Annotated in this window: 17 protein-coding genes; 11 read left to right on the top strand and 6 right to left on the bottom strand. The window is 64.9% G+C overall.

The genetic code is table 11. The features are described 5' to 3' along the window. Positions 1-76: 76 nt before the first annotated feature. Both ACVMB0_RS10180 and ACVMB0_RS10175 read left to right on the top strand, forming a co-directional pair. Positions 77-670, top strand: a complete 594-nt coding sequence (locus ACVMB0_RS10180; protein ID WP_461346133.1) for a L,D-transpeptidase — start codon at positions 77-79, stop codon at positions 668-670. Between the two features lie 73 nt (positions 671-743). After that, entirely contained in the window at positions 744-1,781 is a 1,038-nt protein-coding gene (locus tag ACVMB0_RS10175) for an amino acid ABC transporter substrate-binding protein (protein ID WP_456750930.1), read from the top strand. A 188-nt stretch (positions 1,782-1,969) separates the two neighbouring features. On the opposite strand, the gene ACVMB0_RS10170 is transcribed toward ACVMB0_RS10175, so the two are convergent. Together ACVMB0_RS10170 and ACVMB0_RS10165 are read right to left on the bottom strand one after the other, a co-directional pair. Further along, complete coding sequence (locus ACVMB0_RS10170) at positions 1,970-3,109, bottom strand: acyl-CoA dehydrogenase family protein (RefSeq protein ID WP_461346132.1); 1,140 nt, start codon at positions 3,107-3,109, stop codon at positions 1,970-1,972. Between the two features lie 157 nt (positions 3,110-3,266). Continuing rightward, positions 3,267-4,451 carry an acyl-CoA dehydrogenase family protein gene (locus ACVMB0_RS10165; RefSeq protein WP_461346131.1) on the bottom strand — a complete coding sequence of 395 codons (1,185 nt, stop codon included), beginning with the start codon at positions 4,449-4,451 and terminating at the stop codon, positions 3,267-3,269. A gap of 169 nt (positions 4,452-4,620) precedes the next feature. On the opposite strand from ACVMB0_RS10165, the gene ACVMB0_RS10160 reads away from it, so the two are divergent. Together ACVMB0_RS10160 and ACVMB0_RS10155 are read left to right on the top strand one after the other, a co-directional pair. Then, positions 4,621-5,166 (top strand): carboxymuconolactone decarboxylase family protein, encoded by a 546-nt coding sequence (locus ACVMB0_RS10160; RefSeq protein ID WP_016848053.1) that lies wholly within the window; start codon positions 4,621-4,623, stop codon positions 5,164-5,166. Between the two features lie 164 nt (positions 5,167-5,330). After that, a complete protein-coding gene (locus ACVMB0_RS10155; protein WP_461346130.1) occupies positions 5,331-5,825 on the top strand; it encodes a VOC family protein in 495 nt (164 codons plus the stop codon). Between the two features lie 106 nt (positions 5,826-5,931). On the opposite strand, the gene ACVMB0_RS10150 is transcribed toward ACVMB0_RS10155, so the two are convergent. The 4 genes from ACVMB0_RS10150 to ACVMB0_RS10135 form a co-directional block, all read right to left on the bottom strand. Continuing rightward, positions 5,932-7,149, bottom strand: a complete 1,218-nt coding sequence (locus tag ACVMB0_RS10150; RefSeq protein ID WP_461346129.1) for an MFS transporter — start codon at positions 7,147-7,149, stop codon at positions 5,932-5,934. Positions 7,150-7,320: 171 nt separating this feature from the next. Beyond that, a complete protein-coding gene (locus tag ACVMB0_RS10145) occupies positions 7,321-8,565 on the bottom strand; it encodes an MFS transporter (protein ID WP_461346128.1) in 1,245 nt (414 codons plus the stop codon). A gap of 282 nt (positions 8,566-8,847) precedes the next feature. Next, positions 8,848-9,345 carry a type II toxin-antitoxin system HicB family antitoxin gene (locus tag ACVMB0_RS10140; protein WP_456750937.1) on the bottom strand — a complete coding sequence of 166 codons (498 nt, stop codon included), beginning with the start codon at positions 9,343-9,345 and terminating at the stop codon, positions 8,848-8,850. Positions 9,346-9,500: 155 nt separating this feature from the next. Then, on the bottom strand, positions 9,501-10,175 hold the full coding sequence (locus ACVMB0_RS10135; protein ID WP_461346127.1) for a DUF938 domain-containing protein: 675 nt from the start codon (positions 10,173-10,175) through the stop codon (positions 9,501-9,503). 379 nt (positions 10,176-10,554) lie between these two features. Here ACVMB0_RS10135 and soxX point away from each other — a divergent pair, with 379 nt between their 5' ends. From soxX to ACVMB0_RS10100, 7 genes are read left to right on the top strand one after another with little or no spacing between them, the layout of a single operon-like run. Beyond that, positions 10,555-10,845: a sulfur oxidation c-type cytochrome SoxX gene (gene soxX / locus ACVMB0_RS10130; RefSeq protein ID WP_456756346.1), complete on the top strand. Its 291-nt coding sequence runs from the start codon at positions 10,555-10,557 to the stop codon at positions 10,843-10,845. A 28-nt stretch (positions 10,846-10,873) separates the two neighbouring features. Continuing rightward, positions 10,874-11,368 (top strand): thiosulfate oxidation carrier protein SoxY, encoded by a 495-nt coding sequence (gene soxY, locus ACVMB0_RS10125; RefSeq protein ID WP_461346126.1) that lies wholly within the window; start codon positions 10,874-10,876, stop codon positions 11,366-11,368. A 21-nt stretch (positions 11,369-11,389) separates the two neighbouring features. Beyond that, entirely contained in the window at positions 11,390-11,701 is a 312-nt protein-coding gene (soxZ, locus tag ACVMB0_RS10120; protein ID WP_461346125.1) for a thiosulfate oxidation carrier complex protein SoxZ, read from the top strand. Next, entirely contained in the window at positions 11,698-12,555 is an 858-nt protein-coding gene (gene soxA / locus ACVMB0_RS10115) for a sulfur oxidation c-type cytochrome SoxA (RefSeq protein WP_461346124.1), read from the top strand. The genes soxZ and soxA overlap by 4 nt, the downstream gene beginning before the upstream one ends. Further along, a complete protein-coding gene (locus tag ACVMB0_RS10110) occupies positions 12,552-12,854 on the top strand; it encodes a hypothetical protein (RefSeq protein ID WP_456750941.1) in 303 nt (100 codons plus the stop codon). Before soxA ends, ACVMB0_RS10110 begins: the two co-directional genes overlap by 4 nt. Positions 12,855-12,888: 34 nt before the next feature. Continuing rightward, on the top strand, positions 12,889-14,637 hold the full coding sequence (gene soxB, locus ACVMB0_RS10105; protein ID WP_461346123.1) for a thiosulfohydrolase SoxB: 1,749 nt from the start codon (positions 12,889-12,891) through the stop codon (positions 14,635-14,637). Then, positions 14,634-15,089 (top strand): DsrE family protein, encoded by a 456-nt coding sequence (locus ACVMB0_RS10100; protein ID WP_461346122.1) that lies wholly within the window; start codon positions 14,634-14,636, stop codon positions 15,087-15,089. Before soxB ends, ACVMB0_RS10100 begins: the two co-directional genes overlap by 4 nt. Positions 15,090-15,213: the final 124 nt, after the last annotated feature.

Below are 15,213 nucleotides of genomic sequence, written 5' to 3'. Positions count from 1 at the left end.
GCTGAGATTTGATGCGTCCGAGCGTGATTTGGGTGGAGCAACCATTGGCTGCGCGCCAACAAGGAGAGAGCTTGCAATGACGAAACTTCGTCACCTGGTCTGGATGGCGATCGCCACGGGCGCGCTCGTGCTGTCGACGTCGCAGGGCTTCGCCCAGAGCCGGCCGGACGCCGACGAGCCCGGCCTGATCGCCGACGACAATTACGAGCTCGACCCGGAATGGCAGAAGCAGGTCGTGTATTACCGGACCAATGAGGCGCCGGGCACCATCATCGTCTCCACCGCCGAACGCCATCTCTACCTCGTGCAGGGCAATGGCCGCGCGCTGCGCTACGGCATCGGCGTCGGCCGCGACGGTTTCCAGTGGCAGGGGCTGGTCACCATCACGCGCAAGGCCGAGTGGCCGGACTGGACCCCGCCGCCTGAAATGATCGCGCGCCAGCCCTACCTGCCGCGGTTCATGGCGGGCGGCCCGGGCAATCCGCTCGGCGCGCGCGCGATGTATCTCGGCACCACGGAGTATCGCATCCACGGCACCAACCGGCCCGACACCATCGGCACCGCGATCTCGTCCGGCTGCTTCCGCCTGGTCAATGCCGATGTCGCCGATCTCTACAACCGCGTCCCCGTCGGCACCAAGGTGATCATCCGCCAGAAGCCCGAACTATAATCTCCACTCCCTGCTCCCTACCCGCCTTCGATATCCGACCTGATTTTCCCCGATCATTCGCGAGAGAGAACCCATGCGTACATTTCGAGGCGGCCTGACGATCGGGCTCGCGGTCGCCGCGCTGGTTGCGGCTGCCGCCATCACCTATGAGCGCTACGACACCCGCACGCTGAAGCGCACCGTCCGCCGCGGCGAAGTGCTGTGCGGCGTCAACAAGGGCCTGCCGGGCTTCTCGATCCCGGACGACAAGGGCAACTGGACCGGATTCGACGTCGACTTCTGCCGCGCGGTGGCCTCGGCGATCTTCGACGACCCGACCAAGGCGAAGTTCGTGCCGCTCGACGCCAGCGAGCGCTTCAAGGAGCTGCAGAACCGCAAGGTCGATATCCTGTCGCGCAACTCCACCTGGAGCATGTCGCGCGAGGTCAATTACGATCTCTATTTCCCCGCGGTCGCCTATTATGACGGCCAAGGCTTCATGATCCCGCGCTCGCGCAACATCGATTCCGCGCTCGATCTGAACGGCAGCAAGGTCTGCGTGCAGGCCAACACCACGACGCAGCTCAACCTCGCCGACTATTTCCGTGCCAACAACATGAAGTACACGGAGATGAAGTTCGACAAGCTCGACGATGTCGTGAAGGCCTATGATTCCGGGCAGTGCGACACGCTGACCTCCGACGCCTCGCAGCTCTATGCGCTGCGGCTCAACCTCTCCAAGCCGGGCGACCACATGATCCTGGCCGACATCATCTCCAAGGAGCCGCTGGCCCCGGTGGTGCGGCAGCGCGACGACGACTGGATGATGATCGTGAAGTGGACGCTTTATGCCATGATCAACGCCGAGGAGCTCGGCATCACCTCGAAGAACATCGACGAGGCGCTGAAGTCGAAGAAGCCCGAAGTGATGCGGCTGGTCGGCACCGAGGGATCCTATGGCGAGGATCTCGGCCTGACCAAGGACTGGGCGGTGCGCATCATCAAGCATGTCGGCAATTACGGCGAGGTCTACGACCGCAACGTCGGCGCCGATTCCAAGCTGAAGATCCCGCGCGGCATGAACCAGCTCTGGAACGCCGGCGGCGTGCAGTACGCGCCGCCGATCCGCTGAGCGGCGGGTAGCGAGGCCGCCGCTGCTTCCCCATCCGCAACTGTCATCACCCGGCTTGACCGCGGTGATCCAGTACGCCGCGGCATCTCGGCTCAAGCACTGACGTCTCTGGAATACTGGATCGCCCGGTCGAGCCGGGCGATGACAGTTGGTTGCGTGGCGACGACAGCGCGGCTGCATCGCCCTCCTCAGTACCCCTTGCCGCTCGCCAGCTGGTCGGTGTGGAAATTGCTGTCGCCGAACAGCTCCTGGCAGACCCGGGCGCGCTTCATGAAGAAGCCGATATCGAACTGGTCGGTCATGCCCATGCCGCCATGCATCTGCACGCCCTCCTGCACGGCCAGCGTCGCCGTGGTGCCGGCGCGCGCTTTTGCCACCGCGACCGCGGTGCCCGCCTTGCCGAGATCGGCATCGAGCGCCTGCAACGCCTTCAAAACCGCGGCGCGGGTAATCTCGATATCGATGTAGAGCTGTGCGGCGCGGTGCTGCAGCGCCTGGAATTCGCCGATCGCCTTGCCGAATTGCTTGCGCTCCTTCAGGTAAGTGACGGTGCGGCCGAACACTTCATCCGAAAGGCCGACCATTTCGGACGCAACCGCGCCGCGGCCGATATTGAGCACGCCCTCGAGCAGCGCAAAACCCTGATCGACCTCGCCGAGCACACCGTCGGCGTTAACCTCGACGTTGTCGAACACGATGCGCGCCGCATTGTGCGAATCGACCATCGCGGTGCGCTCGACCGCGAGCCCCTTCGCCCTGGGATCGACCAGGAACAGCGTCAGCCCATTCTTGTCACCGGCGCTACCGCCCGTGCGCGCGGCGACGATCAGCAAATCGGCAGTGTGGCCATCGACCACGAAGGCCTTGTCGCCCGACAGCTTGAAGCCGTTGCCGGCGCGCGTGGCCAGCAATTTGGTTTGCAACGGACGGTGCTTGGCGCCCTCATCGATCGCGAGCGCCGCCAGCAGCGAGCCGTCGGCAATTTTGGGCAGATGCTGCGCCTTCTGCGCCTCGCTGCCGCCGCGCGACAGCGCCGAGGCGGCGAGCACCGAGGTCGCAAGGAACGGCGACGGCATCAAGGTGCGGCCGATCTCCTCCATGACGATGCCGGCCTCGACGCAGCCAAGCCCGCTGCCGCCGAACTGATCCGGCACCAACAGGCCGGAGAAGCCCATCTCGGCAAACGTCTTCCACAGTTCGCGCGAGAAGCCGGTGGCGTCCTTGGCATCGCGCAAGGACCGCAGATGCGCCACCGGCGCCTTGTCGCTGATGAGACCGCGCGCACTGTCGCGCAGCATGGATTGTTCTTCGGTGAGGACGAGGGCCATGGAGAATCCGTTTTAACGTTCGAAGCAGAAATGTCTAAGTTCGTCATTCCGGGATGGCCCGAAGGGACAGGCCCGGAATCCATAACCACGATCTGGGGTTATGGATTCCGGGTTCGCGACTGCGTCGCGCCCCGGAATGACGGGTGGAGAGACCGCATCACGCCCCCGGCAGATCGAGGATGCGCTTGGCGACGATGCCGAGCATCACCTCCGAGGTGCCGCCCTCGATCGAGTTGGCCTTGGTGCGCAGCCAGGCGCGCGGGCGGGCGCCGCCCCGGGAGCGGTCGCTTTCCCATTCCAGCGCGTCAATGCCGCCGGCCGACATCAGGATCTCGTAGCGGCGCTTGTTGAGCTCGGTGCCGTAATATTTCATCGCCGACGAGAACGCCGGATGCGACTGCCCGGCCTTGGCGAGATCGACCGCGCGCTCGGCGGCGGCGGCGAGCGCGGCCTCATCGACCTCGAAATTCGCGATCTGGCTGCGCAGCTGCGCGTCGTCGAGCCTGCCTTGCGCGTCCGCACCGACCGAGTCGGCTGCGATCTGGCCAAGCGGACGGCCGACGCCGCGCTCACCCATGCCCGAGATCATCGCGCGCTCGTGCTGCAAGAGATATTTCGCGACATCCCAGCCTCGATTGACAGTGCCGACGACATGCGACTTCGGCACGCGGACATTGTCGAAGAAGGTTTCGCAGAACGGCGAGTAGCCCGAGATCAGCAGGATCGGCTTTGTCGAGACACCCTTCGAAGTCATGTCGAAGAGAATGAAGCTGATGCCGTCATGCTTCTTGGCCGCGGGATCGGTGCGCACCAGGCAGAAGATCCAGTCGGCATAGTTGGCGTAGGAGGTCCAGATCTTCTGGCCGTTGATGATGTAGTCGTCGCCGTCGCTGACCGCGCGGGTCTGCAGCGAGGCGAGGTCGGAGCCGGCATTCGGCTCGGAATAGCCCTGGCACCAGCGGATCAAGCCCGCGGTGATCTTGGGCAGATGCTCCTTCTTCTGCTCCTCGGTGCCGTATTTCAAAAGCGCCGGTCCGAGCATCGAGATGCCGAACGAGGTCAGCGGCTGACGCGCGCCGATCGCGGCCATCTCCTGGCGCACGATCTTGGCCTCCTCGCCGTCGAGGCCGCCGCCGCCATATTCCTTCGGCCAATGCGGCACGGTCCAGCCCTTGTCGCGCATCCGCTCGAACCAGACCCGCTGCGCTTCGGAGGAGAATTTCGCGTTGCGGCCACCCCAGAAGGTGTCGCCATCCGAGGTCATCGGCTTGCGCATGTCCGCCGGGCAGTTCTGCTCCAGCCAGGCGCGGGTCTCTGCGCGGAATTTCTCGAGGTCAGCCATGGGTGCGTTTCCAGTCAAATTCGACGAATTGGATTCGACCTTAGACCTACGCCGCCGCCGAATTCAATATGCCTCGCGGCCGCGCCATGCTCTGGCGTCGCTACTCAGCTTGCGCGATCGGGTGTATCGCCGGGATGGGGTAACGATTGAAAAACAAGAGGAAACGGACATGCGGCTGAAACTGCTTTCGCCTAGCGAAATGAACGCCGCCCAGAAAGAAACCTACGACGAGTCGATCGCCGGCAAGCGCGGCGCGCCACCGGCCCCGATGATGGCCTGGCTCAACAGCCCGGAGATGGCACGGCACGCCACACGGCTCGGCGAGGTGCTGCGCTTCGACACGATCTTTCCGCCAAAACTGTCGGAGATCGCGATCCTCGTCACCGCGCGGCACTGGACCGCGCATTACGAATGGTACGCCCACAAGCGCCTCGCGCTGAAGGGCGGCCTCGATCCGAAGATCATCGAGGACATCCGCGTGCGCCGGACGCCAACCTTCGACGATCCCAAGGCCAGGGTGATCTACGACGTGGCCAGGGCGCTGCATGAAGGTCACGGCCTGCCGAAGGCGCTGTATGACGAGGCGATCGAGGTGCTGAGCCAACGCGGCCTGGTCGAGGTGATCGGCCTCTGCGGCTACTACACCATGGTGTCGATGACGCTGAACACGTTCGAGTTCCAGCTGCCCGGCGGCGAGCTGTCGGAGCTCTGCTAGATCAGGCGGACCGTGGCGCCTTTCGGAAACGCTGGGTTTCCGGATGGATCGCTCCGGCCGCGGCAAATCCGGATTATATCAGGCGGGCGAAGCCTTGCCCCTGAAGCCTCGCCCCTGAAGTCTTGCCCCTGACGGCAAGGCACTGTTGCCAACGGAGCCAAGCCATGCCGGAAAATCCCCCCATCGTCGCGGGCACGCGGATCGGGCATGTCCACCTCAAGGTGGCCGATCTCGAGCGCGCGCTCGGCTTCTATTGCGGGGTGCTCGGCTTCGAGCTGCAGCAGCGCATGGGCGGCGACGCAGCCTTCATCTCGGCCGGCGGCTATCACCACCACATCGGCCTCAACACCTGGGAGAGCAAGGACGGCCGCCCGCCGCCGCCCGGCACCACCGGCCTTTTCCACACCGCCATCCTCTATCCGACCCGCCCCGCGCTCGCCGACGCGCTGCACCGGGTGATCTCGGCCGGCATCCAGCTCGACGGCGCCAGCGACCACGGCGTCAGCCAGGCGCTCTATTTGCGCGATCCCGACGAGAACGGCGTAGAGCTGTATTGGGACCGGCCCGAAGCCGAATGGCCGCGCGGCGCCGACGGCAAGCTCTCGATGTTCACGCGGCGGCTGGATCTGGAGGATCTCTTGAAGCAGCGCGTGGCGTAATTCCGCAATGCGGAAGGAATTCGTAGCCCGGATGCAGCGCAGCGAAATCCGGGGCTTTCTCGCCAATCGAGCGAGCGGTCCCGGATTGCGCTGCGCTTCATCCGGGCTACGTTTTTCCGCGAGTCATGATCGTCGCCGCGGCGATCAGCTCCAGCCCGATACAGCCATAGAACGGCAACGTGTAGCTGCCGGAGAGGTCGTGCAGCAGCCCGACCACGCCGGGGCCGAAGGCGTAGGTGATCTGATTGATCGCGGTGATCAGGCTGACCAGCACGCCGAATGCGCGCGGATCGAATTCGCACTGCACGATCAGCGCCGGCAGCGTGATCAGATTGCCGACCGAGAAGCCGAACAGCGCGCAGGCGGCGATCTGCACCAAATCATTCTGCACGTTGATGATGAGCGCGAGCGCGATCGCCTGGCTGACAAACGACAGCGCCGACGCCAGCCGCTGATTGAGCCGGTCGATCACGAAGGAAAACGAGACGCGGCCGACCACGGCCATCGCGGTCAATAGCGCCATCGCCACCGTCGCGCGCTCGCGGCCGATCACCTGATCGAGATAGGCGATCAGATGAACGATAAAGCCGACCTGGGCGAACAGCACCAGCGCAAACGCGATCGAGACCGTGAGGAAGCGGACGTCGCGCAGCGCGTTGCCGCGCACCTGGCTCGCCGACGGCGCATCGGCGCCCGCCGACGTCACCGCGTGCAGATGCGCCGGCGGCTGGCCGACGAAGATCAGGATGACCGGTACCATCACCACGATCAGCAGCCCAGCTGCCGCGATCATCGCGCCCGAGAAACCGAACGCGCCGATCCCGGCAACCAATAGCGGCACGCCGACGATACCGCCGAAGCTCGCGCCGTTCAGGGCCAGGCTGATCGCCATGCCGCGCTTCTTGTCGAACCACAGTCCGAGCGTGTTGGTGATGATGCCGAGGCTGGTGCCGGCCCAGCCGAACGCCAGCAGCGCGTCGGCGAGATAGAGCTGCCAGGGCGCGCGCACCTCGCCGATCGCGACCGCCGCGACCGCCATCGCCAAGGTGCCGGCGATCAGGCAGCTGCGCGCGCCGAACGCCTTGATCGCCTCGCTGACGAAGGCAACCAGCGCGGCGCCGAACAGATAGAAGAAGGTGGTGCCCGACGAGATCAGCGACGCCGGCCAGCCGTGCAGCCGCTGCAGTTCGGCGACATAGACGCTCTGGCCGTAGAAGCCCAATCCCCAGCCGAAGGTCGCAAGCAGAAAGCAGACCACGACGATGCGCCAGCCCTCATAACCAAGTGAGGATTCGTCTGCTTGCGTGGGCGAGGATGCGTCCATTTCTTGCTCTTGCTTCTCACATCGTCAGGGCCGGATCGATCCGTTCTCACGATGTAAGGAGCCGTGCAAGCCGGTCATTTCGAAACGGATCGAAGTGTCAGCATCTGGCAGCAGGAAGCTCTTTTGGGCGTGCTCTTCCGGAAAACCGCGCCACACTTTTCCGGAACATGCCTAGATGCTCGGGTCCGGGATTTCTTCCACCGCGCGCAATTTCGCCCGCCGCCTGGCGAACGACGCCAGCGACAGCACGGCAAGCCCGAGCAGCACCGGCGGAAACACCACCATGTTGACCGCGTTCCAGCCATAATGCGCGAGCAGCTGGCCGGACGAGAACGAGCCGACCGCCATCATGCCGAACACCAGGAAATCGTTGAACGCCTGCACCTTGTTGCGTTCCTGCGGCCGGTGCGTTTCCAGCACCAGCGCGGAGGCGCCGACGAACGCAAAATTCCAACCGATCCCGAGCACGAACAGCGTCGCCCAGAAGTGCGGCGCGGTGATGCCGGACAGCCCGATCATCGCGGCGACCGCCTCGAGCACGAGCCCGAGCGCGACGATGCGAGGCGCGCCGAAGCGAGCGATCAGCGAGCCGGTGAAGAAGCTCGGGCCGTACATCGCCACGATGTGCCACTGGATGCCGAAATTGGAATCGCTGACCGTGAGCCCGCACATCTTCATGGCGAGCGGCGCCGAGGTCATCACCAGGTTCATCATCGGATAGGCGATCACGCCGCACAGCGCTGCGGCAATGAAGCGCGGTTGTTTGGCGATCTCGAGCAGGGGGCGACCACCATGCAGGTCCGCTGCCGCGGGCTTCGGCGCGTCGACGCCCGACAGCACCGCCATCGCCACCAGCGCGACCAGCGCCTGCATCACGAACGAGAATGCGAACAGATAGGGGGGCCAGATGTCCATGGTCCATTGCACGAGCTGCGGCCCGAGCACGCCGGCGAACACACCGCCGGCCATCACCCAGGACACCGCCTTGGGCCGGAACGCGACGCTGGCGCCATCGGCCGCCCCGAAGCGATAGGACTGTGCGACGGCGCCGTAGAGCCCGCCGAGGAAGGTCGCGCCGCAGAACAGCCAGAACGATGAATGCAGGATCGCCCAGGCGCCGAGCGCGCCGGTGAGCGTGCCGCAGAAGGTGCCTACGATGAAGGCGACGCGCCGTCCATAGGCCCGCGAGATCGCGCCGGTCGGCAGCGTGCCGGCGGCAAGGCCGAGCACATACATCGAGAGCGGCACGGTGGCGAGCGAGACGTTCGGCGCCAGTGTCGCGCCGACGATCGAGCCGGTGGCGAAGATCACGGCCGAGTTGGCGCCGGTCAGCGCCTGCGCCGCCGCAAGCCGCCACACATTGCTGCGCGCCCGCGCGTCGTCGCTCGTCTCATCCGCAGCTGTCACGTCGATCATCGGCATTCCCGCACTGAAGCCCCGGCGGGAGCCTCCAATCGCCGGCACTATGGAGAGCGGGTCGAGGCCGAGCAACCGGCGCAAACGGACGTAGGCCATGCGGGAGGCGCACGAGGGTAGCAGCGCCTTTCGAAATAAAGAGCAGCTAGCACCCTATCTCGTCATTCCGGGGCTCGCGAAGCGAGAGCCCGGAATCCATTCATCCACGAAGCGTGCGGAGCAATGGATTCCGGGCTCGCGCCAAGAGGCGCGCCCCGGAATGACGAGTGGAGCGGGCGTCCCTCACCGCGCCGACTTCTTGCCCGGCCGCTTCTCGGCGCGCAGCGCGCCGGTCTTGTGGACCTTGGAGCGCGGCGCGATCGGGGCGCCGCGCGGATAGCCGCCCGGCCATTCGAGCGCGAGTGAGCTGGCAAAGCCGAAGAAGCTCGAACGGCTCATGCCGAGCTCGGCCGCACGCTTGTCGATCCGCGCGATCAGGCTTTTCGGCAGATAGACATTGACGCGTTCGGACGGATCCGGCGGATCGACGCCGACCATGAAGAAAGCGGCGACGTCCGAGCCCTTCGGCGGCACGATGCGTTCGATCGGCGTCGGCTCCGGCAGTGCCTTGCCCTGCTCGACCCAACCGTCGACCGCCTGTGCCAGCGCCTGCTCGGCGCGCTCGATCGCCTCCTCCTGCGATCGCCCCGCGGCGACGCAGCCGGGAAAATCCGGAAACCATGCCCCGAACGCGCCGCGCGGACCGCGCTCCAGCACGGCCGGATAAAGCCGTCTCTTCATTCTGGCCTCCGTCGTTGACGTATGCTATTTCACACACCTCGGTGTGTCAAATCGCACAACAACGTAGGGCGGGGTAGCGTCAGCGTAACCCCCGCCGATGCTCTCTCCGGAGATCGCAAGACGGTGGATTACGCTTCGCTGATCCACCCTACGATCTACGATCGCACGAACATCAGGATCATGTTGTTGGCCGGCATCTCGAAGCTGCCGCCGAGCTTCAACCCGACGCGCTCCGCCAGCGCCTCGACATCGGCAATATCGCGCACGCCCCATTCGGCATCGCGTTCGCGCAAGGATGTATCGAACACGGCATTGCTGAGCGCGGTGTGCTTGCCGTCGCGCTTGAACGGGCCGTAGAGGAACAGCCGGCCATCGGCGCGCAGATGCCTGGAGGCACCGGCGAACAGCCCCTCGGCGACGCGCCACGGCGCGATGTGGATGACATTGGCGCAGAAGATCGCGAGCAGTTTGTCCGGACCGTTGCCGTCCGAGGGCGCCGGCGACCAGTCCGGATCCGAGAGATCGATCGACTGCGGCGGCTGGATGTTGGCAAGCCCGGCATGCCCGCGCCAGGCCTCGATGCTGCGCAAATGCGCTGCATGGAGATCGCTCGGCCACCAGATGATCTCGGGCGTCTGGCCGGCGAAATAGACGACATGCTGGCCGGTGCCGCTGCCGGCCTCCAGCACGTCGCCGGATGGGCCTGAGAGGTAATTCTTCAGCACCGCCCAGATCGGCTGGTGATTGCGATGGAATGCCGCCGCGTCGAGCCGCCCGTCCGCCTCGACGGGCCTGCCGTCCTTGCCGAACTCCACCACAAACTCCGCCACTACGCTTCTCCTCACGCCTCGACCGGTTGTGAACCGTGCACATGCCAACGGCAAGAGCGGAACCAGCGCAACATGCTGCTTAACCCGTCATCCTGAGGAGCCCGCGCTTGCGGGCGTCTCGAAGGATGCACGGCCACAGTCGGGCCGTCGACCCTTCGAGACGGCAGCCATGCGGCCTCTTCAGGGTGACGGAGATTTCCTGCCCAAGCACATTGACCCCGTCGCAACACGCCTATTCTCCGTGTTGCCAGCCGATGGCCTTTGTGCTTTCCACTATTAATATTGCGATGGGATCATCGAGATTGAAGCCCGGGAAACGTCCTTGATCGCCACTTTCTTCAAGCCAGCCTTCGTCCTGGCGCTGCTGGCAGGCATTGCCATGGCCGCGCCCGCGGGGGCCCAATCCGCCGCCGAGGGGCAGAAGCTCGCCTTCGACCGCGGCAAGGGCAACTGCCTGACCTGCCATGTCATCAAGGGCGGCGACCTGCCCGGCACGATCGGCCCCGAGCTGACCGGCCTGAAGGCGAAGTACAGCCGCGACGAGCTGATCGCGATCGTGACCGACGAGACCAAGCGCAACCCGCAGACCGTGATGCCGCCATTCGGCCGAAACCGGATTTTGAGCGAGAAGGAAATCAGCGCGGTGGTGGACTTCCTGCAGACCCTGTGATGCCGCACCGCGTGAGGAGAGTTTTTCGATGAACATCACGACCAGCGAATTTTCCGGAACGCGCCGCCTGTTGCTGAAGGGCGCGGGCGTCGCTGCACTGATCGGCCTCGGCGTCATTCCGTTCTACGTGCCGCAGGCGCTCGCCGCCGCCAACGACAAATATCCGGAAGAGGCGTTCAAGCAGAAGAACGAGGCCGACGCGATCAAGGCGCTCTACGGCAAGACCGCCGAGCCGTCGGACAAGGTCAAGATGGACGCGCCGGAGATCGCCGAGAACGGCGCCGTGGTGCCGATCTCCGCCACCACGACGCTATCGGACGTCACCTCGATCTCGTTCCTGGTGAGCGAGAACCCGATCTCGCTGATCGCCTCCTACAAGATCCCGGCCGGCACGCTGCCGAGCGTCGCCAACCGCATCAAGATGGCCAAGACCAGCAACGTCACCGTGATCGTCGAGGCCGGCGGCAAGCTCTACAGCGCGAGCAAGGAAATCAAGGTCACCGTCGGCGGCTGCGGCGGCTGAGTCAATCAAGGGATAAATCAGATGGCATCGAGCATTCGCGTGCGCGCCACCTCAAACGGCGACACCACCGAGGTGCAGGCGCTGATCCAGCATCCGATGGATTCCGGCTTCGTCAAGGACGCCAAGGGCGAGATCATCCCGCCGCATTTCATCCAGGTGCTGACCTTCGAATACGACGGCAAGCCGGTGTTCGTCGCCGACTGGGGCGGCGGCGTGTCGAAGGACCCTTACGTCAAGTTCGCCTTCAAGGGCGGCAAGAAGGGCGACGATCTGAAGGTTAGCTGGATCGACAACAAGGGCGCGACCGACACCACCATGGCGAAGATTCAATGATGCGGCGCCTCGCAATCCGCGCAGCAACGGCCATGCTCGCACTCGGCGTGCTGGCTTGCGCACCGGCGCGTGCGGCCGACAGCGTCGACCCTGCGGCCGACAAGGCCGCGTTCCAGAAATTCTTCACTACCAAATTCCCCAAGCTGAAGCTCGAGGATTTCGTCAACGGTCCCTATTCGATGAATGAGGACCTGCACAAGCAGTGGGAAGAGAAGGAACAGTTTCCGCCCTACGAGTTCTCGCTCGAGGCCGGCAAGGAGATGTTCTCGACGCCGTTCAAGAACGGCAAGACCTACGCCGACTGCTTCCCGAACAAGGGTATCGGCATCCGCCAGAACTATCCCTATTTCGACGAGAAGGAAGGCAAGGTCGTCACGCTGGAGCTCGCGCTCAACCGTTGCCGCGAGGCCAATGGCGAGGCGCCGTTCTCCTATGTGAAGGACGACATGGCGGCGCTCACCGCCTACATGGCCTTCACCTCGCGCGGCAAGCCGATGGACATCAAGATCCCGAACGATCCGCGCGCGCTGGAGGCCTATCAGAAGGGCAAGGAGTATTTCTACACCCGCCGCGGCCAGCTCAATTTCTCCTGCGCTACCTGCCACATCCAGAGCCCGGGCGAGCGGATCCGCGCCGAGGTGCTGGCACCGGCGCTCGGCATCCTGAATGCGATGCCGATCTACCGCTCGGAATGGTCGGGCATGGGCACCACCAGCCGCCGCTTCACCACCTGCAACAGCCAGATCCGCGGCGTGCCGCTCAATCCGCAGGACGACGAGTACCGCAACCTCGAATACTATCTGTCCTATGTCAGCAATGGGCTGCCGATCTCGGGTCCGGGAGCACGGCCATGAAGGCGATTTTCGCCGCCTCCGCCCTGCTGATCGCAACTGCGACCACGGCGCTCGCCGCCTCCGAGGCCGACTACAAGGCGGCCTATGCCGCAGCCGAAGCCGCCAACAAGGAAGCAGGCCTGCTGCGCAACCAGTGGACCACGACCGCCTCGACACTCGCCGCCGCAAAAAAGGCCGGCGAGGCTGGTGATTTCGACACCGCCGTCGCCCAGGCCAAGGAGGCCGAGGCGCTGGCAAAGGCATCGATCTTCCAGGCTACCAGCGAAAAGGAACGCTGGAAGGACATGGAAGTTCGTTAAGGGCGCGCTGGCCAGGGGCCGCGCGGAGAGAGTGATGATCATCCGCCGCCGGGATTTCTTGAGAGGCTCAGCCGCCGCGACGCTTGTGGCCGGCTTGCCCCGCCTTGCGCACGGCGCGGATACCGCGAGCGTCTACGACCTCGAACGCTTCGGCAACGCCCGCATCCTGCACCTGACCGACACCCATGCGCAGCTGAAGCCGGTGTTCTTTCGCGAATCCAGCGTCAATATCGGCGTCGGCGCGATGGCCGGCCAGCCGCCGCACCTGGTCGGCAAGGCGTTCCTCGACCGCTTCGGCATCCGGCCCGACAGCGCCGACGCCTATGCCTTCACCTGCGTCGAGTTCGAGAAGGCCGCCGGCCGCTTCGGCCGCCTCGGCGGCTTCGCCCATCTGAAGACGCTGGTCGACAAGCTGCGCGCCGACGTCGGCGACAAGCGCGCGATCCTGCTCGACGGCGGCGACCTGTGGCAGGGCACGGGCCTCGCCAAGGCCATGAACGGCGCCGATATGGTGGAGGCCGCCAATCTGCTCGGCGTCGAGGCGATGACCGGGCATTGGGAATTCACCTATGGCGAGCAGGTGCTGCGCGACAATCTCTCCCGCTTCAAGGGCGAGTTCCTGGCGCAGAACGTGTTCCTGACCGAGGAAGCCGCGTTCAACGACGCCAAGGCGTTCGATCCGGCCTCGGGGCGGGTGTTCAAGCCGTCGATCATCAAGGAGATCGGCGGCCATCGCATAGCGATCATCGGCCAGGCCTTCCCCTATGTGCCGATCGCCCATCCCAAGCGCTTCACGCCGGACTGGAAGTTCGGCATCCGCGACGACGAGCTGCAAAAGCTCGTCGACGGCCACCGCAACAACGACAAGGTCGAAGCGGTGGTCCTGCTGTCGCATAACGGCATGGATGTCGACCTCAAGCTCGCGAGCCGCGTCACCGGCATCGACGTCATCCTCGGCGGCCATACCCATGACGCGATCCCGATCCCGATCACGGTGACCAATGCCGGCGGCGTCACGCTGGTTACCAATGCCGGCTCCAACGGCAAGTTCATCGGCGTGCTCGATCTCGATCTCGCCAAGGGCAAGGTCGCCAATGTCCGCTACCGCCTGCTGCCTGTGTTCGCCGAGCTGTTGAAGCCCGATCCCGCGATGCAGGCACTGATCGACAAGATGCGCGACCCGCATGTCGACGAATGGAGCGACAAGCTGGGTACCGCCGATCGCCTGCTCTACCGCCGCGGTAATTTCTCCGGCACCGTCGACCAACTGATCTGCGATGCGCTGCTCAACGAGCTCAATGCCGAGATCGCGCTGTCGCCCGGCTTCCGCTGGGGCCTTACCACGCTCGCGAGCCAGCCGATTACCATGGAAGACGTGCTGTCGGAGACCGCGATCACCTATCCCGAGACCTACGTCGTTGGCATGACCGGCAGCCAGATCAAGGATGTGCTGGAAGACGTCTGCGACAATCTGTTCAACGCCGATCCCTATTATCAGCAGGGCGGCGACATGGTCCGCGTCGGCGGCCTCGCCTACACCTGCACGCCCGCCGAGAGCGTCGGCAAGCGCATCTCCGAGCTGAAGCTCGGCAACGGCAAGCATCTCGAAGCCGGCAAGCATTACAAGGTCGCAGGCTGGGCCTCGGTCAACCAGCAGAATGGCGCGCCGATCTGGGATGTGGTGGCCAGGCATCTGCGCGCCGGCCGGCCGCCGAACCGCGACGAGCCCGGCGTGACGCTGAAAGGCGTCGACGACAATCTGGGCATTGCGAGGCACGGATGATGCGGCGTGCGCTCATCTCGGCCTTTGGCCTTGCGGCGATCGTACTTGCAACGCCGCTCGCCCGTGCCCAGCTCGCACCGTTGCAGGACAAGCCGTTCGCCGAGCATAAGGTCGTGCTGCAGCTCTCCGACAACGACCCGAAGAAGCAGGGCCTCGTCCTCAGCGTCGCCAACAACCTGATGAAGCACTACGACCCCGACAAGGTCGCGGTCGAGATCGTCGCCTTCGGCCCCGGCATCGAGTTGCTCAAGCCCGACAACCCGAACCGCAAGCTGGTCGAGAGCCTGGTCGCGCAGGGCGCGCGGGTCGACATCTGCCTCAATACCGTCGACACCATCGAGCGCGACTCCGGCAAGCGGCCGGACTACATCGCCGCCGCAACCCCCGTGCAGGTCGGTGTCGCGCAGATTTTGCTATTGACCGAGAACGGCTACACGCTGGTGAGGCCGTAATTCCTCGCCGCCCCATTCGCACAACAACCGTCATCTTGAGGGCCCGCGCAGCGGGCGTCTCGAAGGATGCACGGCCCTCATGCTTCAACGCGCATTTTCCGGCCATCGCCCCTTCGAGACGCCG

This window comes from Bradyrhizobium sp. USDA 4451 (assembly GCF_054822585.1).
The sequence above is the reverse complement of the archived record's forward strand: the minus strand, read 5'-3'. Positions and strand labels throughout refer to the sequence as shown.

Bases quoted from the DNA above. Each gene is read 5' to 3' on its own strand.
- ACVMB0_RS10100 (WP_461346122.1), top strand. From the start codon at position 14,634: ATGATGCGGCGTGCGCTCATCTCGGCCTTTGGCCTTGCGGCGATCGTA.
- soxZ (WP_461346125.1), top strand. From the start codon at position 11,390: ATGGCATCGAGCATTCGCGTGCGCGCCACCTCAAACGGCGACACCACC.
- ACVMB0_RS10155 (WP_461346130.1), top strand. From the start codon at position 5,331: ATGCCGGAAAATCCCCCCATCGTCGCGGGCACGCGGATCGGGCATGTC.
- soxB (WP_461346123.1), top strand. From the start codon at position 12,889: ATGATCATCCGCCGCCGGGATTTCTTGAGAGGCTCAGCCGCCGCGACG.
- ACVMB0_RS10150 (WP_461346129.1), bottom strand. From the start codon at position 7,149: ATGGACGCATCCTCGCCCACGCAAGCAGACGAATCCTCACTTGGTTAT.
- ACVMB0_RS10165 (WP_461346131.1), bottom strand. From the start codon at position 4,451: ATGGCTGACCTCGAGAAATTCCGCGCAGAGACCCGCGCCTGGCTGGAG.
- ACVMB0_RS10180 (WP_461346133.1), top strand. From the start codon at position 77: ATGACGAAACTTCGTCACCTGGTCTGGATGGCGATCGCCACGGGCGCG.
- ACVMB0_RS10175 (WP_456750930.1), top strand. From the start codon at position 744: ATGCGTACATTTCGAGGCGGCCTGACGATCGGGCTCGCGGTCGCCGCG.
- soxX (WP_456756346.1), top strand. From the start codon at position 10,555: ATGGCCGCGCCCGCGGGGGCCCAATCCGCCGCCGAGGGGCAGAAGCTC.
- ACVMB0_RS10145 (WP_461346128.1), bottom strand. From the start codon at position 8,565: ATGATCGACGTGACAGCTGCGGATGAGACGAGCGACGACGCGCGGGCG.
- ACVMB0_RS10140 (WP_456750937.1), bottom strand. From the start codon at position 9,345: ATGAAGAGACGGCTTTATCCGGCCGTGCTGGAGCGCGGTCCGCGCGGC.
- soxA (WP_461346124.1), top strand. From the start codon at position 11,698: ATGATGCGGCGCCTCGCAATCCGCGCAGCAACGGCCATGCTCGCACTC.
- ACVMB0_RS10170 (WP_461346132.1), bottom strand. From the start codon at position 3,109: ATGGCCCTCGTCCTCACCGAAGAACAATCCATGCTGCGCGACAGTGCG.
- ACVMB0_RS10160 (WP_016848053.1), top strand. From the start codon at position 4,621: ATGCGGCTGAAACTGCTTTCGCCTAGCGAAATGAACGCCGCCCAGAAA.
- ACVMB0_RS10110 (WP_456750941.1), top strand. From the start codon at position 12,552: ATGAAGGCGATTTTCGCCGCCTCCGCCCTGCTGATCGCAACTGCGACC.
- soxY (WP_461346126.1), top strand. From the start codon at position 10,874: ATGAACATCACGACCAGCGAATTTTCCGGAACGCGCCGCCTGTTGCTG.